The organism is Pseudooceanicola marinus (assembly GCF_002786295.1).
Lineage (GTDB): Bacteria > Pseudomonadota > Alphaproteobacteria > Rhodobacterales > Rhodobacteraceae > Pseudooceanicola > Pseudooceanicola marinus.
Genome location: NZ_PGTC01000010.1, coordinates 482,631 through 503,845 on the forward strand (window position 1 = coordinate 482,631; position 21,215 = coordinate 503,845).

The 21,215-nt window shown below is 69.3% G+C and carries 19 protein-coding genes; 7 read left to right on the plus strand and 12 right to left on the minus strand.

The annotated features are described in order from the left end of the window. Positions 1–36: 36 nt before the first annotated feature. Complete coding sequence (locus CVM50_RS06485) at positions 37–1,515, minus strand: cobyric acid synthase (protein WP_085887436.1); 1,479 nt, start codon at positions 1,513–1,515, stop codon at positions 37–39. Positions 1,516–1,617: 102 nt separating this feature from the next. Next, entirely contained in the window at positions 1,618–1,938 is a 321-nt protein-coding gene (locus CVM50_RS06490; RefSeq protein ID WP_085887435.1) for a DUF6280 family protein, read from the minus strand. Positions 1,939–2,157: 219 nt separating this feature from the next. On the opposite strand from CVM50_RS06490, the gene efp reads away from it, so the two are divergent. Further along, positions 2,158–2,721, plus strand: a complete 564-nt coding sequence (gene efp, locus CVM50_RS06495) for an elongation factor P (RefSeq protein WP_085887433.1) — start codon at positions 2,158–2,160, stop codon at positions 2,719–2,721. A gap of 372 nt (positions 2,722–3,093) precedes the next feature. On the opposite strand, the gene CVM50_RS06500 is transcribed toward efp, so the two are convergent. Together CVM50_RS06500 and ygfZ are read right to left on the minus strand one after the other, a co-directional pair. After that, a complete protein-coding gene (locus tag CVM50_RS06500) occupies positions 3,094–3,927 on the minus strand; it encodes a fructosamine kinase family protein (RefSeq protein WP_085887432.1) in 834 nt (277 codons plus the stop codon). Then, positions 3,924–4,679, minus strand: a complete 756-nt coding sequence (gene ygfZ / locus CVM50_RS06505; RefSeq protein WP_085887431.1) for a CAF17-like 4Fe-4S cluster assembly/insertion protein YgfZ — start codon at positions 4,677–4,679, stop codon at positions 3,924–3,926. Before ygfZ ends, CVM50_RS06500 begins: the two co-directional genes overlap by 4 nt. 66 nt (positions 4,680–4,745) lie before the next feature. Between ygfZ and CVM50_RS06510 the strand changes: the two genes are divergently transcribed. Continuing rightward, positions 4,746–5,216, plus strand: coding sequence for a glycosyltransferase (locus CVM50_RS06510; RefSeq protein WP_085887430.1), 471 nt, complete (start codon positions 4,746–4,748; stop codon positions 5,214–5,216). Here the strand turns inward: CVM50_RS06510 and CVM50_RS06515 are convergent. From CVM50_RS06515 to CVM50_RS06525, 3 genes are all read right to left on the minus strand, one after another. Next, positions 5,197–7,089, minus strand: coding sequence for an ABC transporter ATP-binding protein (locus tag CVM50_RS06515; RefSeq protein WP_100148453.1), 1,893 nt, complete (start codon positions 7,087–7,089; stop codon positions 5,197–5,199). The two genes, CVM50_RS06510 and CVM50_RS06515, sit on opposite strands and share 20 nt — an antisense overlap. 101 nt (positions 7,090–7,190) lie before the next feature. Beyond that, the gene (locus CVM50_RS06520) at positions 7,191–7,874 is read right to left on the minus strand and encodes a phosphatase domain-containing protein (protein ID WP_085887429.1); all 684 of its coding nucleotides are present in this window, start codon (positions 7,872–7,874) and stop codon (positions 7,191–7,193) included. A 361-nt stretch (positions 7,875–8,235) separates the two neighbouring features. Continuing rightward, positions 8,236–10,809 carry a hypothetical protein gene (locus CVM50_RS06525; RefSeq protein ID WP_085887428.1) on the minus strand — a complete coding sequence of 858 codons (2,574 nt, stop codon included), beginning with the start codon at positions 10,807–10,809 and terminating at the stop codon, positions 8,236–8,238. A gap of 168 nt (positions 10,810–10,977) precedes the next feature. Between CVM50_RS06525 and CVM50_RS06530 the strand changes: the two genes are divergently transcribed. Next, positions 10,978–11,670 (plus strand): thiamine diphosphokinase, encoded by a 693-nt coding sequence (locus CVM50_RS06530; protein WP_085887427.1) that lies wholly within the window; start codon positions 10,978–10,980, stop codon positions 11,668–11,670. Here CVM50_RS06530 and CVM50_RS06535 read toward each other — a convergent pair. Together CVM50_RS06535 and CVM50_RS06540 are read right to left on the minus strand one after the other, a co-directional pair. Then, the gene (locus tag CVM50_RS06535) at positions 11,588–12,535 is read right to left on the minus strand and encodes a DMT family transporter (RefSeq protein ID WP_085887426.1); all 948 of its coding nucleotides are present in this window, start codon (positions 12,533–12,535) and stop codon (positions 11,588–11,590) included. The two genes, CVM50_RS06530 and CVM50_RS06535, sit on opposite strands and share 83 nt — an antisense overlap. A 300-nt stretch (positions 12,536–12,835) precedes the next feature. Then, complete coding sequence (locus tag CVM50_RS06540; RefSeq protein ID WP_085887425.1) at positions 12,836–14,206, minus strand: L-serine ammonia-lyase; 1,371 nt, start codon at positions 14,204–14,206, stop codon at positions 12,836–12,838. A 167-nt stretch (positions 14,207–14,373) separates the two neighbouring features. Between CVM50_RS06540 and xseA the strand changes: the two genes are divergently transcribed. Beyond that, positions 14,374–16,011, plus strand: coding sequence for an exodeoxyribonuclease VII large subunit (xseA, locus tag CVM50_RS06545; protein WP_085887424.1), 1,638 nt, complete (start codon positions 14,374–14,376; stop codon positions 16,009–16,011). 57 nt (positions 16,012–16,068) lie between these two features. Here the strand turns inward: xseA and CVM50_RS06550 are convergent, their stop codons facing one another. Beyond that, complete coding sequence (locus CVM50_RS06550) at positions 16,069–16,497, minus strand: hypothetical protein (RefSeq protein WP_085887423.1); 429 nt, start codon at positions 16,495–16,497, stop codon at positions 16,069–16,071. A gap of 37 nt (positions 16,498–16,534) precedes the next feature. Beyond that, entirely contained in the window at positions 16,535–17,620 is a 1,086-nt protein-coding gene (locus CVM50_RS06555; protein WP_085887422.1) for an alkane 1-monooxygenase, read from the minus strand. Positions 17,621–17,828: 208 nt separating this feature from the next. Between CVM50_RS06555 and ftsY the strand changes: the two genes are divergently transcribed. Beyond that, complete coding sequence (ftsY, locus tag CVM50_RS06560) at positions 17,829–19,091, plus strand: signal recognition particle-docking protein FtsY (protein WP_085887421.1); 1,263 nt, start codon at positions 17,829–17,831, stop codon at positions 19,089–19,091. 57 nt (positions 19,092–19,148) lie between these two features. Here ftsY and CVM50_RS06565 read toward each other — a convergent pair whose 3' ends face one another. After that, entirely contained in the window at positions 19,149–19,652 is a 504-nt protein-coding gene (locus CVM50_RS06565) for an MgtC/SapB family protein (RefSeq protein ID WP_232618170.1), read from the minus strand. A gap of 21 nt (positions 19,653–19,673) precedes the next feature. On the opposite strand from CVM50_RS06565, the gene CVM50_RS06570 reads away from it, so the two are divergent. Both CVM50_RS06570 and CVM50_RS06575 read left to right on the plus strand, forming a co-directional pair. Next, positions 19,674–20,579, plus strand: a complete 906-nt coding sequence (locus CVM50_RS06570; RefSeq protein WP_085887419.1) for an EamA family transporter — start codon at positions 19,674–19,676, stop codon at positions 20,577–20,579. Further along, on the plus strand, positions 20,579–21,208 hold the full coding sequence (locus CVM50_RS06575; protein ID WP_085887918.1) for an inner membrane-spanning protein YciB: 630 nt from the start codon (positions 20,579–20,581) through the stop codon (positions 21,206–21,208). The genes CVM50_RS06570 and CVM50_RS06575 overlap by 1 nt, the downstream gene beginning before the upstream one ends. The last annotated feature ends 7 nt before the right edge of the window (positions 21,209–21,215 follow it).

Consider the following 21,215-nt stretch of genomic DNA (forward strand, 5'->3'; position numbering starts at 1 on the left):
TCCTTGGGGCGCCGCTGTGGCGCCCCTGTGGCCTGCTCAGCCCGCCGGGGGGCTGATCTCTGCTGACATCGCAAGAAGTTCGTCCAGATCCAGGTGTGCCGCCATGTGGCCCGCCAGCCGGTCCAGCACGCTGTCCACCTCCGTCTCGTAGCGCAGGGCGGAGGCGGGGGCGCCCAGCTCCGTCAGCAGCGCGGCGCGGAAGCCATCGGCGGCAAAGAGGCCATGCAGGTAACTGCCCCGCACCAACCCGTTCTCCGACATGGCGCCCTCGGGGCGACCCGCGATTTCCAGCCAGGGTCGGTCCGTGTCGGGGCCAGTGGTTTCGCCCAGATGGATTTCATAACCTTCGACCGGGCTGCCGCTGGCCGGATGCGTTCCCTGGCGCAGGTGCAGCTGTTTCTCTGGTTGCAGCACGGTGTCGATCTGCAGGTGCCCCAGGCCTTCCGTGACGCCCGGAGGGCCTTCGAGGCCCCCGGGGTCCGACAGCGTGCGGCCGAGCATCTGAAAGCCGCCACAGAGGCCCATGACATGCCCGCCGCGCCGCAGGTGCGCCGCCAGGTCGATATCCCAGCCTTCGGCCCGGAAGGCGGCCAGGTCTGCGCGGGTGCTTTTTGAGCCGGGCAGCAGGATCAGCGCCGCATCGGCGGGCAGGGGGCGGCCGGGCGGCACCAGGTCCAGCGTGACGCCCGGTTCGGCAGCCAGCGGGTCCAGGTCGTCGAAATTGGCGATCCGGGGCAGGCGGGGCACGGCGATCTTCACTGCGCCGGCAGCGGGGGTGCTCGCCGGGCGGTCCAGATCCATCAGGTCCTCGGCCGGCAGGCGCCAGGCCTCGGCGAACCAGGGCAGCACTCCTAGGCCGGGCCAGCCGGTGCGCGCCGCGATGGCGGCGTAGCCCTCGTCGAAGAGGCGTGGATCGCCGCGGAACTTGTTGATAAGGAAGCCGCGGATCATGGCCCGGTCTTCGGCGTCCAGCACCTCGGCCGTGCCGACCAGCTGGGCAATGACACCGCCCCGGTCGATATCGCCCGCCAGCACCACTGGCACGCCTGCCGCCCGAGCAAATCCCATGTTGGCGATGTCGCGGGCCCGCAGGTTGATCTCTGCGGGGCTGCCGGCGCCTTCGACCAGAACCAGGTCGGCGTCACGGGCCAGGCGGTGGAAGCTGTCCAGCACCCGGTCCATCAGCCCCGCGCGCAGGGCGGGGTAGTCGGCGGCGGCGCTGCTGGTCAGGCGCCGGCCCTGGACGATGACCTGGGCGCCGGTCTCGCTTTCGGGCTTCAGCAGGACGGGGTTCATGTGGACCGAGGAGGGCAGGCCACAGGCCCGGGCCTGCAGGGCCTGGGCGCGGCCGATCTCGCCGCCGTCGGCGGTCACGGCGGCATTGTTCGACATGTTCTGCGGCTTGAAAGGAGCCACGCGCAGGCCGCGCCGGGTCAAGGCTCGGCCAAGCCCGGCCACCAGCAGCGACTTGCCCACGTTGGAGCCGGTCCCCTGGATCATGATCGCGCGGGCCATGGTGCCTTCCTCCCTTAGACCTGTTCTCACAAAAGGAAAACGCGCCCCTTTCGGAGCGCGTTTTTCATGGCGAAACCGGCTGGGCTGGTTCCGTCAATGGGCTCAGGCCGCCTCGGCCTGTTCCGCTGCGTGGCGACGCTCGCTCTCTTCGCGCGAGAGGGCGACGGAGGTCCGGACACCTTTGGAAACGAACTCCATCAGGCCAACGACCACGCGTTCGTTCGGGTCGATGCCGGCACAGGACAGAACTTCGCGGCCGTCACGAGACCGGGCCCAGCGGGCGATCTGTTCCGGGCCGTTGCCGTATTTCTTGTCGTCTGCAATGGCGTCATCGAGGGCCGCCAGTACGACAGCGGCAAACAGTTTGCGTGCGCGGTTGCCCTGTTCGTTATTGAAGGCGGTGCCGTCAACGAAATCTTTCATGATCCGTCCTTGCTTATTGCTCTTGTGTTTCGGGCGTGCCGCCCCTTATGACCAAAAAGAACCGATTCGGATAGCGCAATCACGCATCCCTGCGTTGCGCTCACCGCATGGCTCATTGGGCCACACCCAAGCGTGACACCCCCGTGGCGATGACTTGTCACGGGGCTGAAGGCCATATATAGGCTGGCCCGGAAACGGATCAACACGCAGGCTTCCCGAATGCCCAAGATCAACGGAAACGAAATTCGTCCCGGCAACGTGCTGGAACACAACGGTGGCCTCTGGGCGGCCGTCAAGGTGGACCACGTCAAGCCCGGCAAGGGCGGCGCCTTCGCCCAGGTCGAGATGAAGAACCTGCGCAACGGCTCCAAGCTGAACGAGCGTTTCCGCAGCGCCGACAAGGTCGAGCGTGTGCGGCTGGAACAGAAGGACATGCAGTTCCTGTTCGAGAGCGACGGGATGCTGAACTTCATGGATACCGAAACCTTCGACCAGGTCGAGGTTTCCGCTGATTTGCTTGGCGATCGTCGGCCCTTCCTTCAGGATGGCATGACCATCGTGGTGGAATTCTACGACTCCGAGGCGCTGAACGCCACGGTGCCGCAGAAGGTGACCTGCAAGATCGTCGAGACTGAGCCGGTGGTGAAGGGGCAGACGGCGGCGAACTCGTTCAAACCGGCGATCCTCGACAACGGCGTCAAGGTCATGGTGCCCCCCTTCGTGGGCCAGGACGAGGACATCGTGGTCAACACCGAGACCATGGAATACGCCGAACGCGCCTGAGCGTCCCCGCCGCGGCGGAATCGGATCGAAACGGAGGCCGCGCATTGCGCGGCCTTTCGCGTTCTCAGGGGGGATCGGGCTGGCGTTGCCGGCTCCGAAAAGCTGTATCTTCCCAGTGCATATGAAGCCGCTGCATGGCTGCGGCGACCCGTCGTGGCTCTGGCCACTTGGTGAAATTTCCGCAATTATGGACCGCTTCCGGCCGGATCTTCCCTCGGCGCGACCGCGGTTGCCAGCTTTGTGCGTTGTGACCAGCGGGCCGGCAGATGAAGCTATAGGCGTGTTTGCCTAAAAGTTGTGCGACTGTATGTGGCGGCGCTGCAACTCGGCCCTGGGGCCTGTTGGCCCGGCGGCGGACCCGTCGGGCGCGGCTCAGAGCCGGTCCAACAGGTCCTCGACCAGCGTGCGGTAGCTGGGCCCGAAGAGGCGCAGGTGCACCAGTGCGGGCCAGAGCTGATAGATCACGCGGCGCGTGCCCCAGCCTGGCGGCAGGGAGCCGTAGTTGGCGGTGAACCCCGGACCCGGCTGTCCGAAGAGATGCAGCATCGCCAGGTCGACCTCCGCGTCGCCGCGGGCGCAGGCGGGGTCGATCAGGTGGACATTGCCCGACGGGCCGAACAGCAGGTTGCCGGCCCAGAGATCGCCATGCAGCAGCGAGGGGCGCGGGGCGGCGGGCAGCATGTCGGGCAGGCGCTGCGCCAGGGCTTCGATCCGCCGTGCGAGCGGCATGGGCAGGGTCTCTATCCCCTGCAGCAGCCGCGCCTCGGCCCAGAAGCGGGGCCAGTCGGTTGCCGTCCCCGGCGCCTCGCCGGGCAGGCCGCAGGGAATGGGGACCGGGCCGAAGGCATAGTCCTCGGGCCATCCATAGCCCGCGCCCTCGGGGGGCGGCGCATCGTGCATGGCGCGCAGGCGCCGCCCGAGACGGCCCCAGGCCCCGGGCAGGGCATGGCTTTCGGGCAGGTGTTCGAGGATCAGCATCAATGGCCGCACCTCCAACACCTTGGGCACGGGGGCCCCCGTCCGCGCCATCGCCTCCAGCATGCCGGCCTCGGCGCGGGCATGGCTGCCCAGCTTGGCCACCCGGTGGCTGCCGTCCGCCAGCGTCAGCAGGCGCACTTCCGACAGGTCGCCGCCCTGCAACTGGCGCATCCCGGTGACGGGCTGGCCCACCAGGTCGGCCAGCAGGGCGGAGGACGGATCGCTCATTCGGGCGCGTCGGGCAGGGCGGTGACCCGGGCGTCGCCGGCGTGCAGCACGCCCGTGGCACGGTCGAAGCGCAGGTAGGCGATGCCTTCGCCGCCCGCCTGCGTGTAGAGCGTGCCGGCGGCCTTGCCGTCGTCTGTTTCCAGCGCGGTGCCCGGGGGCACGCTGCCCTCCACGGCGACACGGCGCAGGCCCTTGCGCAGCTCGGTCTTGTGCTTCATCCGCGCGGTCACCTCCTGGCCGACGAAACAGCCCTTGCGGAAGTCGACCCCGTGCAGCCGCTCGAAGCCGGCCTCCAGGATGAAGGTGTCCGGCGTCAGCTCGATCCCCGTCTCGGGGATGCAATGAGCCACGCGGATGGCCGCGAAATCGCTGCCGTCATCGCCCGCCTCGGCCCCGTAGAGCCGCCAGCCAAGCGCCGGGTGACGCGGATCGGGCACGGCGCCCTCGGGCGCCTCGCCGGTGCCGCGGCAGACCTTCAGATCGGTCTCCTCGATCTGCACGTCGGCGCGCAGCTTGTAGAGGGTGAGCTTCTGCAGCAGGGCAGGGGCCAGATCGGCCGCCACGTCCAACAGCAGGGCATCGCCCTGGGGGACCAGCAGGAAATCGGCCTGGTACTTGCCCTGGGGCGTCAGCAGGGCGGCGTAGACCGGCCCCTGGTCGAGGCGCCCCAGGTCATTGGTGACGAGGTTCTGCAGGAAATCGCGTGTATCGCTGCCGGTGAGGCGCAGCACGCGGCGATCTGTTTCGGACATCGGGGACTCCCGGTTTTCGATTTGCTCCCTTATAGCGGGCCGAGGAACTGGCCGACAGGGGGTGACATGCGCGCAGCGATTTCGGTGATCGTGACCACGCGAAATGCGGAGCGGCATCTGCCGGATCTGGCCCCGCTGATCTTCGAGGCGGTGCAGGAGGGGATCCTGCGGGAGCTGATCTTCGCCGATGCGGGGTCGACCGATGCCACCGCCGAGATCGCCGAGGCGATCGGGGCCGAGGTGGTGCCCGGGGATCGCGACACCGCCGCCGCACAGGCGCAGGGCGAGTGGCTGCTGTTTCTCGATCAATGCGACCGGCCCGAAAGCGGCTGGACCCGGGCCGCGGCGGATCACCTGGGCGCGCGGGCGCCGGCGGTCTTCCGGCAGGGCAGGATCGGGGATCTGCGGGCGCGGGCCCTCGCACCGGGGCGCAGCCGGGCGCTGATGATCCGCGCCGTGGACTGGCGGGCCGGACGCCTGGGGCGCGCGCAGGTCTGGCCTGCGCGCAACCGTCCCGTCAGCCGCCGAACAGCCTGAGGAAGGCGCGCCGGAACACGCCGACTTCATCGGCATCCGCCGCGCGGCCGCGATTACGGGTGCGGTCGCGTTCCTGTTCCAGCGCCATGCGATCGGCGGTGCGGCCATCGGTGCGGAACTGCAGGTCGTGCAGATGCGCATAGATCCCGCCGTGCGCCATCAGCTCGTCATGGGAGCCATGGTCGGTGGCCCGGCCGCGATCCATCACCACGATCTGATCGGCGCCGCGCACCGTGGACAGGCGGTGCGCGATGACCAGCGTCGTGCGGCCTTCCGCCAGCCGGTCCAGCGCCGCCTGCACCACGGCCTCGGATTGCGCATCCAGCGCCGAGGTTGCCTCGTCCAGCAGCAGGATCGGCGTGTCGCGCAGCAGGGCGCGCGCGATGGCGACCCGCTGACGTTGGCCGCCCGACAGGGACGACCCGCGCGGGCCCACGGGCGTATCGAGGCCCTGAGGCAGCTTCTCGGCGAAGTCGCTGACATGGGCGGCGGCCAGCACCTCGGACAGACGGTCCTCGCTGACATCGGTGCGGCCCAGCAGGATGTTCTCGCGCAGGGTTTCGTCGAAGAGGGCGGCATCCTGCGACACGACGGAGAAGAGGCTGCGCAGGTCGGGCAGGGACATGGCCGAGACCGGCACGCCGTCGATCTCGATCTTGCCGGAGGTCGGGTCGACCAGCCGGGTCAGCAGGTTGAAGACGGTGGACTTGCCCGCGCCCGACGCACCAACCAGCGCCGTGGTCTGCCCTGGCCGCGCGGTGAAGCTGAGCCCGTTCAGCACCGGCGTCTCGCCGTAGGACAGGTGGACATCGGTCAGGGTCACGCCCGGCATGCCCTTCGGCGGGGCGACGGGATTGGCGGGGGAGACGAGGGTGGGCTTCGTCTCCATCAGCTCCTTGATCCGCTCCAGCGCGGCGGCGGCCACCTGCCAGGTGCCCGAAACGGAGCCCAGACGCCGTAGCGGCTCGAAGGCGAAGCCGATGGCGGTGAAGAAGGACATGAACTGGCCCACGGTCTTCTCGCCGGCGATGATCTCGGAGCCGCCGAAGATCAGCACGCCGAGGAAGCCGAAGCCGGCCATGATGTCGATCATGCCGGGGATCGAGGCGGTGCCGATGGTGGAGCGGATCGAGGCGCGGACCAGGTCGTCAGTCAGGGCCCCGTATTGCCGCGACTGGTACTCCTCCAGGCGGTTCAGCTTCACCGGGACGATGCCGTGGAAGATTTCGTCCAGCCGGGTGGCCAGACGCGCGCCGAGGTCGCGCGCCTCGCGCGAACGGGCGCGGACGAAGCGTTGCACGATCATTGAGGGCGCCACGAGGACCGGCGCGCCGATCAGTGCCACGGCGGTCCATTGCCAGTCCACCGAGATCGCCACGCCCATAAGGATCACCAGCGAGATCAGGTCGCGGCCCGCGCCGGTCAGGATGGCGGTCCAGACCCCGTTGACAGCGGCCACGTCCGCCTGCACCCGCTGGATCAGGAAGCCCGGCGGATGGGTCTGGTGAAAGGTGCCGTCCTGGCGCATCAGGTTGGCCAGCAGGTCCATGCGCAGATCCGCCGCGTTCAGCTGACCCACGCGCGCCAGCAGCGCCTTCTGCCCCATGGAGCTGAGCGCGCGAACGATGAAGATCGACAGGATGGCGGCGCCGACCCAGCCGAGCGCCCCGGTCTGACCCTCGATGAAGACGGTGTCGAACATCGGCTTCATCATCCAGCTGAGCGCCCCCAGCATCGAGCCTTCCAGCGACATCAGCACGAAGGCGGCGATCAGCGCCCAGCTGTGCTTCTTCAGGTAGTTGACCCAAAGCCAGCGCGCCAGGATGCGGCCGGGCACATGGGCGTCCGTGCCGGGGACAGGCTTGCCGCCCATGGTCGGGGCGGCCTTGGAAGCCTTGTCGCCCTTGGCAGTCGGGCCGGGACGGCCTGTCGCGGCGCCGGCCGGGGCGGTGCTCTTCGGGGTCGTGTCGTCAGTCATCTTCGCCACCAGGGTAGGGCGCGGAAGTCCGCCTTGATCCTGTCCGCATCATATTCGGTCCGTATCCAGTCCTCGAAGCCGATCGGCTCTCTCGCATTGCGCGCGGCGTAGACGTCGAGCAGGTGATCCAGCACGCCGGTCTTGCTCTTGCGGATGTGGATGTATTTCAGCGACAGCATCTTTCGGGCCTCTTCCACGGGGCGGCCTTCGATCACCATCAGGTAGATCGCCGAGGCCAAGCCTGCCCGGTCCGCCCCGGACTTGCAATGCATCACGAAGGGGCGGGGGATGGTGCGCAGGGTTTCGATGACCGCCAGCACTTCCTCCCGGCTCGGGGCCTTGCGGGCATGCAGCCGACGCGCGATCAGCGTCAGGCCCAGCTCGCGGCAGCTCTCGACCTCGGTCAGGTAATGCGCCGTCGGCTTGTCGCCGCGCAGGGTCAGCACATGGGTGATGCCCATGGCCTTCATCTTCGCGAAGCGTCTGTGGGTGGGATGGTTCGAGCGCCAGACGCCTGGGGCGATCTGGAAGAAGTTGGTCCACAGGATGCGCAGCGCGGCGTGATCGAACCAGAGGTTGTAGACATTCGCGCGCCGCCGCAGCTCGGGCGTGGAAAGATCTGTGTTGTAGTGGTCGCGCAGCTCGCGCTCAAACTTGCGGATCTTGTCAGCCAGTGTCATCCCGAACCCTTGTCTGTCAGTTCCGGCGTCCGTACCGGCGCGTCCCCGCGAAACCCGCCCCCATGTAGGCGAGCAGGGGCCGTCGCGCAAGCGTGGCGGCGTGACGTGGCGATCTGGCGGAGGAAAGCGGTACGGGGGCCGGGGAAGGGCGTGGGCAGGCCGGGGGCAGGGGGCTCTGCCCCCTCTTGAGCCTGCGGCTCAATTCACCCCCGGAGTATTTCGAACAAGGTGAAGACGGGGTCGGCGGCCCGCCGCAGGCGCAGCTGCCCATGAGCCGGAGGGGGTAGGCCGGACAACGCGATAGGCGCCGGCCTGGCGGCGGGGCGCATGGGGTCGTGCAGCGCAGTCGGTCGGTGGCGTATCAGCCAGCGGCGCGTTTCTCGGGGCGGAAGCCGATGCTGTCGGAAACGGTGAAGCGCCCGGCCTCGGCCTTGCGGATCTTGCCGTCGCGCAGCAGCTGGCCGAAGGCGCGAAGCCCGTCCTCGCGAGAGTATTCATCGGGGGCCAGGGTCTTCACCCGGGTCATCAGCTGTGGCCGCGAGAACAGAGGCTGGCCTTCCAGGAAGCACATGTAGGAGGCCGCGGCCTCCAGCAGGTCCCCCAGGGAACTGGCGCCAACCGAGGCGGCGTAATCCTCAAAGCTCTCCTCCGGGGTGCGGGCCGGGGCCTGCGGGGCGGTCGCGGCCTCGCGCCGTTGCTCCGCGCTGTCATGGCGGGCCAGGTCGGCCACCGAGATGCGGCGCGGGCGGACCGGGCCGCGCGGGGCGGCGGAGACGTCCACGCGTTGCTCTGCCACCAGTTTCAGTGGCGCCGGGCGGCTGTCCAGGCGCCGGGCGGGGGCGGTGCCTTGGTGCGCGATCGCCGGGCGGCGCGGGCGCACGACCTGGGCCAGGTCCTCGCGATAGGCATCGGTAGTGTCCTCGCGCGCGGCAAAATCCGAGCCGGCGGCCTTCTCGGCCTTCTTCGCGGCCACGGCGGCGCGCAGATGCGCCAGGGCGGAGCGACGCCGGGTGCTGTCTTCCTGCTCGAAATGGTGATCCGTCTCGCGCAGGATGCGGTCCATCTGGGCGGAATGATCGGCGGCGCGCAGCGTATCGCGGGCGGCCGGACGGGGGCGCGCGGTCGGGGCCTGGGCTGCCGTCGTGCTGTCTTCTTCGGGGGCGGCGTCCTCGTCCGCGACCTCTGCCGTCAACTCACCCGCCATCGGATCGTCCGTCAGATGGTCGTCTGCCGTCAGGTCGACTGCCGGCGCGTCCTCGTCCATCTCCTCGGGCGAGACGCCGGTGGCGGCGTTGCTGCTGGCGATCTCGTCTTCCAGCGCGGCCAGTTCGCGCTGCAGCTCGGCCTCTTCCTCGGGCGAGAGGGTGCTTTCTTCCGGGGCGACATCCGGACGCCGCTTCACCTTCACCACGCGGGCCATGACACGCGGGGCGCTGTTGAGATCGCTGTCTTCGCCGTCGTCGGAGAAGAGGGAATCGGCACCTTCACCGTCCTCGGGCAGGTCATCCTCGGCCTCGGCGGCGCCGATGGTCGAGGAGAAGGCGGCCTCTTCGTCCGCGATCGGCGGCAGCGGGGCGCTGTCCCCGTCCTGCGGGGGCACGACGGTCGCGGGCGCGTCCAGGCTCTCGGCCAGAGCACGGCGGCTGGCGACCACGTCGCGGATGCGCTGCAGTTTCAGCGCGACATCGGTGACGTCGGGACGGGCCGGGGCGACGGGCAGGTCTTCGGCCTCCCGGGCGCGGGCGGCATCAATGGCGTCAGCGGCCTCGGCGATGGAATCCTGGCCCTCGCCCGCGGGGGTCAGATCGGGCAATTCGATCGTTTCATCCGCCTTGGGCGCGTCGCCGACCAGGATGGCGTCCTCGGTGCCTTCGACCGCGGAGGACGCGTCCATCTCCGAAAGGGCGGCGTCGAGCGGCGCAGGGGATGTCTCGGCGCGCAGGTCATCCTCGTCGGGCGCCACAAGCTCGGGGGCGTTGAAGGTGGTCTCCGTGTCGTCGGCGTCTGCCGTCAGCGGTGTATCGAGCAGCAGCGCGTCCAGCGCCTGCTCCTCCGGGGCCGCGCCCTCGGTGTCGGCCAGAAGCGTGTCGAGCGACTCGCTCTCTTCGACCGGAGTCTCGATCTGGGCGCTGTCGTCTGCCGCGATGGCGTTCACGGTCGGCGCCGCATCCAGAAGACCGTCTCCGGCTTCCTGCGCGATCTCGTCGTCCTGGGGGGCGGGCGCCCCGGCCTCGGGCGCGGTCGTCAGGAGATCGGCCGTTTCAATCGGGGGTTCGAGGGCGTCGGCCGGGGAAGATGCTGCGGTTTCGGTCGACTCGGGGTCGGACGGCTCGGTGTCACGCTGGTCGGTTTGGGGGACCGTCTCGGTGATCTCTGCCACGGCTTCGCTGTCCGCCTGCGGCAGGTCTTCTGCCGGCGTCTCGGGGACCTGTGTCTCGTCGGTCTCGGCGCGGGGCGGAGCCGAGGCCAGCAGGGCGGCGCCGCCGGCGGCGGCCAGGGCTGCGGCGATGCGCGGGGCACGTTGCGGCTGCGGCGCGGGGCCGTCTTCGTCGTCCTCGTCGGGGCGTTCGGCGGCAGGAGCCGGGGTCCCGCTGTCGGCCCGCGTCTCGGGCTGCGGCGCAGGCTTGGGGCGGGCTGCCGTGCCCTGCGCGGGGTTCTGGGTCACGGGGGCGGCCTGCTGCGCGTCGGGGCTGAGGACGATATTGCCGTCCTCGCTGCGGGCGGTCACCCGTCGCGAGATGCTGCGCTCGGCCAGGCGGGCCAGCATGTCGGCATCGGGGGTGGGCGGCTCGGCGCCGAAATAGCGGTCATCGGCGGCCAGGTCGCGGAAGTACTCGGCAATGGCCTTCATCGTGTCGAAAGCATCGTCGAACCCCTCAAGGGTACAGGAGAACGTCCCGTAGGAAACCGTGAGGATCTTGTTCGACTCGACCACTTTACTTCTCGCTCATTCTGGCGCTACCGACCCTGCGACCCGGTCCGACCGGGGCGAGATGGCGCTTGCTTGGACTCAGGGATGAGACACAACCCGCCCGAATCTAAGGTGCAGAAGGTTTCATTTTGTGACGATATTGTGGTTTCTGTCGAATCCAGGGGGAATTACATGGGTCTAGATGCGGTGGTGACAAGCCCGCGGGCCGTGGCCCTGGTCGGCGGTGGCGGTGTGCCCGAGGCGGTGCTGGACCGGATCCTGGCGCTGACCGGGCCGGTGGTCGGCGCCGATGGCGGGGCAGCGGCACTGCTGGCGCGGGGGGTGTCGCCCGACGCGGTGGTGGGCGACATGGACAGCCTGGCGCCGCCGGTACGGGCCCAGGTGCCTGGTGCCCGGGTCCATCACATCCCCGAGCAGGCCAGCACGGATTTCGAGAAATGCCTGACCCGAATCGCGGCGCCGCTGGTGCTGGGCACCGGTTTTCTCGGCCCGCGCGCCGATCACATGCTGGCGGCGCTGTCGGTGCTGACGACCCATCCTGACCGCCGCTGCCTGCTGGCCAGCGACAGTGACGTGGCCTTTCTCGCCCCGCCGGAACTGCGGCTTTCGCGGCCTGCGGGCGAACGCCTGTCACTCTTTCCCATGGGGGCCGTCACGGGACAGTCGGAGGGACTGGAGTGGCCGATCGAGGGGCTGTCCTTCGCCCCGGACGGCCAGATCGGGACGTCGAACCGGGTCACCGGCCCGGTGCGGCTGCGTTTCGACGCGCCGGCGATGATCGTCATACTGCCGGTGGCGGCGCTGGAGGATGCGGTAGTGGCGCTTGCCGGCTCGCCCGCGCGATGGCCCGCTCGCGCAGGATGATGTAGAGGCCGGCGGCGATGGTCACCACGATCCCGGCCAGGGCCAGGCCGTCGGGGAAATCGCGGAAGATCAGCCAGCCGATCAGGGTCGCCACGGGGATCTCCAGGTATTGCATCGGGGCCAGGGTGGCGGAGGGCGCATAGCGCAGGCTGGCCGCCATCAGCAGGTGCCCGAAAGAGCCGATCAGCCCGATGGCCAGGATCAGTAGCCAGCTTCCGGGATCTGGGGCCACCATGGTCAGCGGGGCGAGGCCGGCCCAGTGGCCGAGCCCGATCACGGGTGCGAGGATCGCCACGGCCATCACCCCGCTCAGCCCCTGCATCCCGATCGGCGCGATGTCCTTGGCCATCTGCCGTGTCGACAGCATGAAGAGCGAAAAGAGCACCGCCACCCCGAGCGGCAGAAGCGCAGGCCAACCGACCTCGGCGAAGGAGGGCTGGACGACCAGCAAGGTCCCGACGAACCCGACGGCGCAGGCGGCCAGGCGACGCGGGCCGACCTCCTCGTCCAGCACGAACCAGCCCAGCAGGAGCATCAGGAAGGGCATGACGAAGGCGATGGCCACCGCGTCCGCCAGAGGCAGGTACAGAAGGGCGGTGAACATGCAAAAGATCCCGCCCATGTGGAACAGCGTCCGGTAGAGCGTGAACCGCAGGACCCGCGGGCTAAGCCCGCGCAGCTCGCCTCGCCACAGGGCGACGGGGCCGAGAAAGATCATCTGCGCCAGGAAACGAAACAGCAGCAGCTGCATCACCGGCAGCACCCCGCCCAGCAATTTGGCGATGGAATCGCCCAGGGGCGCCAGCACGCAGAAACCCAGCATGAGGGAAATGCCCAGGAGCGGGCGGTCGAGATCCTTGGTCATGGCGCGACGCTAGGGGGCGTTCCGCGGAATGTCCATTGTCCAGCGCGTTTGCGGGGGAAGGGGGCGGCGTTGGTATCGGCCTGGCGGCCGATGGCCTCCGGCGGGAGTACTTGGAACAAGGTGAAGAAGGGGGGCGGCGTCCAGGCTGGTCAGCGGTCCGAGGACGGAGACCTGCCACGCTCGGGGAGGAGAAAGAGGCCGCCTTTCCGGGCGCCGTTCTGCCTGGGTTATCTGGCTGGAAATATCCGGGAGTCTTCGGAACGAAGACGGGGGCAAGGCCCCATCTTCCAGCCTTTCGCCTCAGCAGTTGGGCACGTTCACAGCCAGGCCGCCCAGCGAGGTTTCCTTGTAGTGCTCGTGCATGTCGCGGCCCGTCTGGCGCATGGTCTCGATACAGGCGTCCAGCGGCACGAAATGGCGCCCGTCGCCGCGCAGGGCCAGCGAGGCCGCCGAGACCGCCTTGATGGCGCCCAGCCCGTTGCGCTCGATGCAGGGCACCTGGACGAGGCCCGCCACCGGATCGCAGGTCATGCCGAGGTGGTGCTCCAGCGCGATCTCGGCGGCGTTCTCGATCTGCTCCGGCGTGCCGCCCATCACGGCGCAGAGGCCCGCGGCGGCCATGGCGGCAGCGCTGCCCACCTCGGCCTGGCAGCCCGCCTCGGCGCCCGAGATCGAGGCGTTGTATTTCACCAGCCCGCCGATGGCGGCGGCGGTCAGCATGAATTCGGTGATTTTCGAGGGTGTCGCCGTGGGCACATGGGTCAGCCAGTATTTCATCACCGCCGGCATCACGCCCGCCGCACCGTTTGTGGGCGCCGTCACCACTTGGCCTCCGGCGGCGTTTTCCTCATTCACCGCCATGGCGTAGCAGCTGATCCAGTCGTTCACCACGTGGGGCGGCGCCAGGTTGCGGCCCGCTTCTTCCTTCAGCGCCTCGTGGATGGCGCGGGCGCGGCGGCGCACGGCGAGGCCACCGGGCAGCAGACCGTCGCTGTCGAGGCCGCGGTCGATGCAATCCGACATCACCTTCCAGATCTGGCCAACGCCCGTGCTGACGTCCGGGCGGCCGCGCGCGGCCTCGTTTGCGGCCTTCATCTGGGCGATGGTCAGCCCAGAGGCGCGGGCCATCTCCAGCATCTCTGCGGCGGAATGGAAGGGGTAGGGGATCGGCGCGCCCGGCGCCTTGTCCTCGCCCGCCGCCAGTTCGGCCTCGGTCAGGACAAAGCCGCCGCCCACGGAATAGTAGACCTCCGACAGGATCACGTCGCCCTGGCCATCCAGGGCCATCAGTTTCATTCCGTTGGGGTGGCCCGGCAGTGCCTCGTCATAGTCGAAGAGCATGTCGCGCGCCGGCTCGAAGGCCATCGGCGGCAGGCCGTCGGGCGTGACCTCGCCGGTCTCGGCGATCCGGGTCAGCGCCGTCTCGGCCTTCTCGTTGTCGTAGGTGACCGGTTCGAACCCCGCCAGGCCGAGGATCGTCGCCCGGTCCGTCGCATGCCCCTTGCCGGTGAAGGCCAGCGAGCCGTGCAGCGAGGCGCGCAGGCCCTTCGCCTCGAAGGGCGCTTCGCGCAGCCGGTCGAGGAAACGCGCGGCGGCCACCATCGGCCCCATGGTATGGGACGAAGACGGGCCGATGCCGATCTTGAAGATCTCGAAGACGGAAAGGAACATGAGGCACCCCTGTTTATACCGTGACCCTAGCGCAGGCAGGGCGGGCGACAATGCCGAAAGCGACAGGGGCGGCCCCGGCTGCGGCGTGGCACCGCCCGGGCCACCGGTCCGGGTCTTTTGTCTGCCGACCGGCGCCGCTAGGATGGCGCCAAAGCAAGGGCAGGCGCATGGACCTTTTCGAAGACGACACCCCCGACAATGGCCCGGGAAATTCACCGGAATTCACCGTCTCGGAAATTTCCGGCGCGGTGAAACGCGTGATCGAGGGCGAGTTCGCCCATGTGCGCATCCGGGGCGAGATCGGGCGCGTCAGCACGCCGCGCTCGGGCCATGTCTACATGGACCTGAAGGACGACCGCGCGGTCATCTCCGGCGTGATCTGGAAAGGGGTCGCCAGCCGACTGGAGACCCGCCCCGAGGAGGGGCTGGAGGTCGTGGCGACGGGCCGGCTGACGACCTTCCCGGGCCAGTCGAAATACCAGTTGGTGATCGAGGATCTGGCGCCGGCGGGCATGGGCGCGCTGATGGCCATGCTGGAAAAGCGCAAGCAGGCGTTGGCCGCCGAGGGGCTGTTCGCCCAAGAGCGCAAGAAACCGCTGCCCTTCCTGCCGGAGGTGATCGGCGTGGTCACCTCGCCCTCGGGCGCTGTCATCCGCGACATCCTGCACCGGCTGCGCGACCGCTTTCCCCGCAAGGTACTGATCTGGCCCGTGGCGGTGCAGGGCAAGGCCTGTGCGCCGGAGGTGACCCGCGCCATCGAGGGCTTCAACCGGATGACCCCGGGGGGCGCCATGCCGCGTCCGGATCTGCTGATCGTCGCGCGCGGCGGCGGCAGCCTGGAGGATCTTTGGGGGTTCAACGAGGAAAGCGTGGCGCGGGCGGCCGCCGCCAGCCAGATCCCGCTGATTTCCGCCGTGGGGCATGAAACCGACACGACGCTGATCGATTTCGTGTCCGACCGGCGGGCGCCCACGCCCACGGCGGCGGCGGAACTGGCGGTGCCGGTTCGGGGTGAACTGCTGGCCTGGGTGGCCGATCAGGGCGCCCGGCTGACCCGCGCCCAGACCAGCGCGGTGGAAACCCGCGCCCGCTGGCTGCGCGACCTGTCGCGGGCCCTGCCGCGGGTGGAAACGCTGGTCGAAGGGCCGGCGCAGCGGCTGGATCACCTGGGCGACCGCCTGCCACGCGCCCTGACCGGGCTGGCGCAGCGCCGCCGGGTGGAGCTGTCGGAAAAGGGCGGGCTGCGGCCCACGCTGCTGCGGGGGCGGATCAGCGAGGAGCGGCGGCGGCTGGATCAGCTCTCGGCGCGGCTGGCCCCGGCGCTGTCGCGGTCCGTGGCGGTGAAATCCGAACGCCTCGCCGCGCGGGGCCGGATCGAGCCCAGCCGACTGGCGCGCCAGGCGGCGCAGGGGAGAACGGAGCTGACGGCGCTGATGGGCCGTTTCGACCGTGGCGCCCGCGGTCAGATCGAGGCGCAGCGCCAGCGTCTGACCGCGCTGGATCGCCTACGCGAAACGCTGGGGTACAAGGCAACCCTGCGGCGTGGCTATACGGTGGTGCGCGACGAGGCGGGCCAGGTGCTGCGCGACAGCATGGCGGCAGGCTCGGCCGCAGGGCTGGAGATCGAGTTTGCCGATGGCCGCCTGTCGGTCGGGGTCGGGGCCGGGGCGCGCGCCCCTGTGCCCGAGGCCGCCGCGACATCCGCGTCGAAACCCGCCCCGAAAGCGGCGCCGCGCAAGGCGCCGAAATCGGACGGTGGCGGGTCTGGCGGTGGCACGCCGCCGGAACAGGGCTCTCTTTTCTAGGATCCCGAGTCTAATACCCCGGGCGGGCGCGCCGCAGACCGGGACGCCGGCGGTGCCTCAGACCCCGATCTCTGGGCCGGGGCAGGCCAGGGGCTCTTCGCTGCTCTGCATTTCGTAAAGCTCGGTCTGGCTGCCCGGCGCCTGGAAGGTCGCGGTCAGCCCGCCGCCAGAGCCGGCCGCAAAGCTCCAGCATTGCGGCTCGGGTGTCTGCTCGTAGGTGAAACAGATCAGCCCGTCCTCCTCGTACCATTGCCCCTCCTGGCAGTCGCCGTCGAGGAAGGACCAGCGCACGCGGCGGTTCGACAGGTATTCCTCCGCGCCGTAGGGCGCCCCTTGCGAGCCGTAGGTGAAGGTGCGCCCCCGGGTGTATGCGTCGAATTCCGCCGCCGACATCGAAGGCGCAGGGGCCTGTTGTGTGAGGGCCTGCTGCGCGGTGGCGGGCAGGGCGGTGGCGGTGAGCAGCGCAAGGGTGAAAAGCGGTTTCATGCGGGCACTGTGACAGGTCGCGGGCAGGGCGCAAACGTCAAATCGCGTCATATGGCGGCGACGGGCGGGCGCTTGCCATTCCGCTGCCTGCCTGCGATCGCGCCCTGTGCAGGGCATCGACACGTGGGTCCATGACGTGCCGCCACCAACGCGGTACCAGGGCCACCGTCGCCATGACCGGCAGGGAGCGTGGCAAGATCGGCATCGCGTCCCGGTCCAGTTGCAGCCCGGGGTAGATGCGGCCCGGGTGCATGTGATGGTCGGAATGGCGTGGCGCGTTCAGCATCATCGCCTGGGTGGCTGCATGGGGTGTGTTCCATGAATGACCCATGCCGACAGGTTCCAGCCGGCCATCCGGGCGTTCGCCCCGTTCCAGCCCGTAGTGCTGCACGTAATCGGATAGTAGGATCTGGATCTGCGCCAGGATGCAAATCCCGAGGTAAATCGCCGCGCCGCGCGCCCCGCCGAAGGCGCAGGCCAGCAGCAGGCACAGCAGGGCCACCGCGACGTAGCCGATGTAGGGGTGATGCCACCAGGCGCGCCCCGCGCGGCGCAGGTCCCGTGTCTCGGCGCGGAACCCTTCGCGGAAACTGCCGCGCCAGGCACGCCGCAGGTAGCGCCAGAACCCTTCGCCCCGCCGGGCTGTATTGGGATCGCGCCGGGAGCCGACCCAGACATGATGCACCTTCGGATGGGCGCTGGCGTGGTGGCCGAACAGCATCGTGGAATAGACCAACCGCCCGAGCCGCCGCAGGCCGCGTTTGGGGCGGTGGATCAGCTCATGCGCATTGGGATGGCTGACCTGGCCGAAATAGACGGCGAAGGCCAGCGCGGCGGGTCCCACTTCGGCCCAGCCTTCGACCCCGCCGGGTCCCCCGAGGACCCGCAGCGCGATCAGCACCAGCCACAGGTGCGCCAGCCCGAGCGTCAGCGACAGGCCGACCCCGGCGTCGAAGGCGCGGTCCGTGGGTGCGTTCTGCCAGTTCTTCGGCAAGAGTGCGTCCAGCAGGGCGGTGAGGCCGGTCAGCCAGGCCAGGGCGATCCAGCCCCATGGTCCGCCGACCAGCGCGGCCAGGACCAGCAGGGGCAGAGGACAGAGCGTGGCGATCAGGAAAGCAGCCATGAGGCACCCCGGGGGAGAGGAAGAATGCGCGCCGCCGGCCTCGCCGGGGCGTCCTTGCCTAACATAGCGCGCAATGGGTTGGGAATCGGGCGCAAACGCATCGCTTTCCCGGCATTTCGCCCAGTTTCGACCACGCGCCGCGTCCCACGCCCCCTTCCATCGTCCCCGCTTTGGCATTACCTCCGTAACGGTAACGACCGGAGGCCCCATGGCGCTGTTTTCCAAACTGAAGGACCGTCTGTTCAAATCCTCGTCCCGGCTGGAGGCGGGTCTGGATGCGATCGTGGAGGAAGGGGCCGAGGCGCCCGAGCAGCCCGAGACGCCGGAGCCAGCCCCGCGCCCGGAGCCAAAGCCTGAGCCCAGCCCGGAACCGGAGCCGGAGCCCGTACCGGCCCCCGCGCCGCAGCCTGACCCGACGCCTGCGCCCACGCCGCAGCCGGAGATCCCGCCCGCGACCCCGCCCGAGGATCCCGCGCCCACGCCCGACAGCGACCCGGGCGTGCCGCCGACCCCTGGCCCCGACCTGCCCAGTCCCGGCCCGGATGAAGTACCGCCCCCCGCGCCGGACCTGGCGTCGGTGACGCCAAAGGGTGGGCTTGTCTCGCGCCTCTTCGGGCGGGGCCAGGCCGCCGTGCCGCGCCGGGTGCTGGACGACGAGATGCTGGAAAGCCTCGAAGAGCTGCTGATCGCCTCGGACATGGGGGTGGATACCGCACTGCGGGTGACGGCCAACATGGCCGAGGGGCGCATGGGCCAAAAGCTCTCGGTCGAGGAGATCAAGCGCCTGCTGGCCGAGGAGGTCACCCGGGTGATGGAGCCGGTGGCGCGCCCGCTGCCGATCTACCCGAAGAAGCCGCAGGTGGTGCTGGTGGTGGGCGTCAACGGGTCGGGCAAGACCACGACCATCGGCAAGCTGGCCTCGCAGTTCCGCGATGCGGGCAAGTCGGTGGTGATCGCCGCCGGCGACACCTTCCGCGCGGCGGCCGTCGAACAGCTGGAGGTCTGGGGCCAGCGCGCCGGCGTGCCGGTGCTGAAGGCGGAAACCGGCTCCGACCCGGCATCGCTGGCGTTTGATGCCATGACCAAGGCCGAGGCTGAAGGCGCGGATCTGCTGATGATCGACACCGCCGGGCGTCTGCAGAACCGCGCCGACCTGATGGAAGAGCTGGCCAAGATCGTCCGGGTGATCCGCAAGAAGGACTCTTCGGCGCCGCACAACACCCTGCTGGTGCTGGATGCCACCACCGGCCAGAACGCCCTGAGCCAGGTCGAGACCTTCCAGAAGCTGGCCGATGTGTCGGGCCTGGTGATGACGAAGCTGGACGGGACCGCCAAGGGCGGTGTGCTGGTGGCGCTGGCCGACAAGTTCGGCCTGCCGATCCATGCCATCGGCGTGGGGGAGCAGATCGACGATCTGGCGCCCTTCGATCCGGCCGATTTCGCCCGCGCCCTGACCGGGCTGGACAGCTGAGGCGCGCCGGCCCCTGTCACCGACCGCATCCCCTTCGGCGGGCCGGGCACCGGCCCGTCACTCCAGTACGCGCTTCAGCAGCCACAGCACGGTGACGGCCATGACCGATGTCAGCGCCGCCAGCGCCAGGTTGCCCATACCCGCCGAGAGGCCGACCGCGCCCGCCAGCCACAGCCCCGCCCCCGTGGTGATGCCGCGTACCTTGTCGTCGGCGGTGAAGATCGCGCCGCCCGCCAGGAAGGCGACCCCGGCGGTGACTGCTTCGATCACGCGGATCGGATCCTTGCGCACCGAGGAATCGTCGGTCAGCGGGTCCATCAGGATGCCCAGCATGATGAGGGTGAAGAGACAGGCAGCCAGCGACACCAGGATATGGGTGCGCAACCCGGCTGATTTCTCCTGCCGCTCGCGCTCCCACCCGATGATCCCGCCAAGCAGCAGGGCGCCGAACAGGCGCAACAGGATCTCGGGCCAGCTGAGGCCGGCGACGGGCGGGGCAAAGTGGCTGCTGAGTAGGTCTTCCATCACCGGGCCAACGCCCTCCACCCGTCCAGAGTTCATTTCCCGAAAGGCCCCGCGCGCATGAGCGACTGGTTCACCGCCATCGAGGGCACGGAGGCCGGCCATCAGGCCGCGCTGATCCTGGCGCTGTCCGCGGCCCTGCTGCATGCGCTATTCGGGTCCCTGCAGAAGGGGCGTCTGGCTCCCTGGACCTCGCGCGGCATCATGGATGTCTTCATGGTGGCCCTGGCCGTGCCGGCGGTGCTGTGGCTGGTGCCGGCACCGCAGGGCGCGCTGCAATGGGCGCTGGTGCTGGGGGCGATCCCCATTCACATGGCCTACAAGGTCGGCATGGCCATGGCCTACAGCCGGGGCGCCTACACGGTGGTCTATCCGGTGGTGCGCGGCACCGGCCCGGTATTCACCGTGCTGGGCGCCTGGGTGGTCTTCGGCGAGGTGTTCCAGCCGCTGCAGTGGCTGGGCGTCGGCCTCCTGATGGCGGGGATCCTGGGCCTGGCGCTTTACAACCTGCGTCACATCGTGGTGGCGCGGGAGACGCTGGTGGCGGCGCTGATCCTGGCGGTGGTCACCGGCGCGCTTGTCGCGCTTTATACCACCTACGACGCCTATGCGATCCGTGCGCTGCCCGATCCCTTCACCTTCCTCGCCTGGTTCTTCCTCGTCACGAACCTGGACTTCCCCCTTGTCCTGGCCTGGCGCTGGCGCCATCTGGACATCAGACCCGCGCCGCGTGACTGGCTGCGCGGCGGGTTCCTCGGCGCGCTGGTGGCCTATGGCTCCTTCGGGTCGGTCATGCTGGCGACGCGGCTGGACAAGGTGGGCGAGGCGGCGGTGCTGCGCGAAACCTCCACCGTCTTTGCCGCGCTGATCGGCTGGCTGGTGCTGAAGGAAACGGTGGGGCCGCGCCGTATCGCCCTGATGGCATTGATCGCCGTGGGCGCCGTGGTAGTAGAAGTAGCCGGATGATGAAGGAGCGCCCCGTGGCCGAGCCCAAGAAGATTTCACCTGCCCTGAAACTTGGCCTGGAGCTGGGGCCGATCCTGGTCTTCTTCGCCGCGTATCTTCTGCTGAAGGACAACATCTACACCATCGGTGGACGCGACTACGAAGGGTTCATCCTGGTCACCGCCGGGTTCATCCCGCTGATGCTGGCCTCGACCTTTGCCCTGTGGCGGCTGACCGGCAAGCTGTCGAAGATGCAGGTGATGACGGCGGTGCTGATCGTGATCTTCGGCGGGCTGTCGGTCTGGCTGAACGATGACCGCTTCTTCAAGATGAAGCCAACGCTGATCTACCTGCTGTTCGGCGGCGCCCTGGGCCTGGGCCTTCTGCGCGGCGAAAGCTGGTTGCAGATCGTGATGGAAGAGGCGGTGCCGCTGACCCACGAAGGCTGGATGATCCTGACCCGGCGGCTGTGCTATTTCTTCCTGGCGCTGGCGGTGCTGAACGAGGTGATCTGGCGCACGCAAAGCACCGACACCTGGGTCTATTTCAAGACCTTCGGCCTGTCGGCGGCGGTGTTCCTGTTCTTCATCACGCAGGGAAAGGTGTTCCAGGACCACGGCATCGAAGAGGCTGAGGGCGACGAGAGCTGACGGGCCC

What these genes read in the sequence shown, in the direction of transcription:
- ygfZ (WP_085887431.1), bottom strand. Translation starts at nt 4,679, where the DNA reads ATGTCCGAAACAGATCGCCGCGTGCTGCGCCTCACCGGCAGCGATACA.
- CVM50_RS06515 (WP_100148453.1), bottom strand. Translation starts at nt 7,089, where the DNA reads ATGGGCGGCAAGCCTGTCCCCGGCACGGACGCCCATGTGCCCGGCCGC.
- CVM50_RS06570 (WP_085887419.1), top strand. Translation starts at nt 19,674, where the DNA reads ATGAGCGACTGGTTCACCGCCATCGAGGGCACGGAGGCCGGCCATCAG.
- CVM50_RS06490 (WP_085887435.1), bottom strand. Translation starts at nt 1,938, where the DNA reads ATGAAAGATTTCGTTGACGGCACCGCCTTCAATAACGAACAGGGCAAC.
- efp (WP_085887433.1), top strand. Translation starts at nt 2,158, where the DNA reads ATGCCCAAGATCAACGGAAACGAAATTCGTCCCGGCAACGTGCTGGAA.
- CVM50_RS06550 (WP_085887423.1), bottom strand. Translation starts at nt 16,497, where the DNA reads ATGAAACCGCTTTTCACCCTTGCGCTGCTCACCGCCACCGCCCTGCCC.
- CVM50_RS06500 (WP_085887432.1), bottom strand. Translation starts at nt 3,927, where the DNA reads ATGAGCGATCCGTCCTCCGCCCTGCTGGCCGACCTGGTGGGCCAGCCC.
- CVM50_RS06535 (WP_085887426.1), bottom strand. Translation starts at nt 12,535, where the DNA reads ATGACCAAGGATCTCGACCGCCCGCTCCTGGGCATTTCCCTCATGCTG.
- CVM50_RS06520 (WP_085887429.1), bottom strand. Translation starts at nt 7,874, where the DNA reads ATGACACTGGCTGACAAGATCCGCAAGTTTGAGCGCGAGCTGCGCGAC.
- ftsY (WP_085887421.1), top strand. Translation starts at nt 17,829, where the DNA reads ATGGCGCTGTTTTCCAAACTGAAGGACCGTCTGTTCAAATCCTCGTCC.
- CVM50_RS06555 (WP_085887422.1), bottom strand. Translation starts at nt 17,620, where the DNA reads ATGGCTGCTTTCCTGATCGCCACGCTCTGTCCTCTGCCCCTGCTGGTC.
- CVM50_RS06530 (WP_085887427.1), top strand. Translation starts at nt 10,978, where the DNA reads ATGGGTCTAGATGCGGTGGTGACAAGCCCGCGGGCCGTGGCCCTGGTC.
- CVM50_RS06575 (WP_085887918.1), top strand. Translation starts at nt 20,579, where the DNA reads ATGAAGGAGCGCCCCGTGGCCGAGCCCAAGAAGATTTCACCTGCCCTG.
- CVM50_RS06510 (WP_085887430.1), top strand. Translation starts at nt 4,746, where the DNA reads ATGCGCGCAGCGATTTCGGTGATCGTGACCACGCGAAATGCGGAGCGG.
- xseA (WP_085887424.1), top strand. Translation starts at nt 14,374, where the DNA reads ATGGACCTTTTCGAAGACGACACCCCCGACAATGGCCCGGGAAATTCA.
- CVM50_RS06485 (WP_085887436.1), bottom strand. Translation starts at nt 1,515, where the DNA reads ATGGCCCGCGCGATCATGATCCAGGGGACCGGCTCCAACGTGGGCAAG.
- CVM50_RS06565 (WP_232618170.1), bottom strand. Translation starts at nt 19,652, where the DNA reads ATGAACTCTGGACGGGTGGAGGGCGTTGGCCCGGTGATGGAAGACCTA.
- CVM50_RS06540 (WP_085887425.1), bottom strand. Translation starts at nt 14,206, where the DNA reads ATGTTCCTTTCCGTCTTCGAGATCTTCAAGATCGGCATCGGCCCGTCT.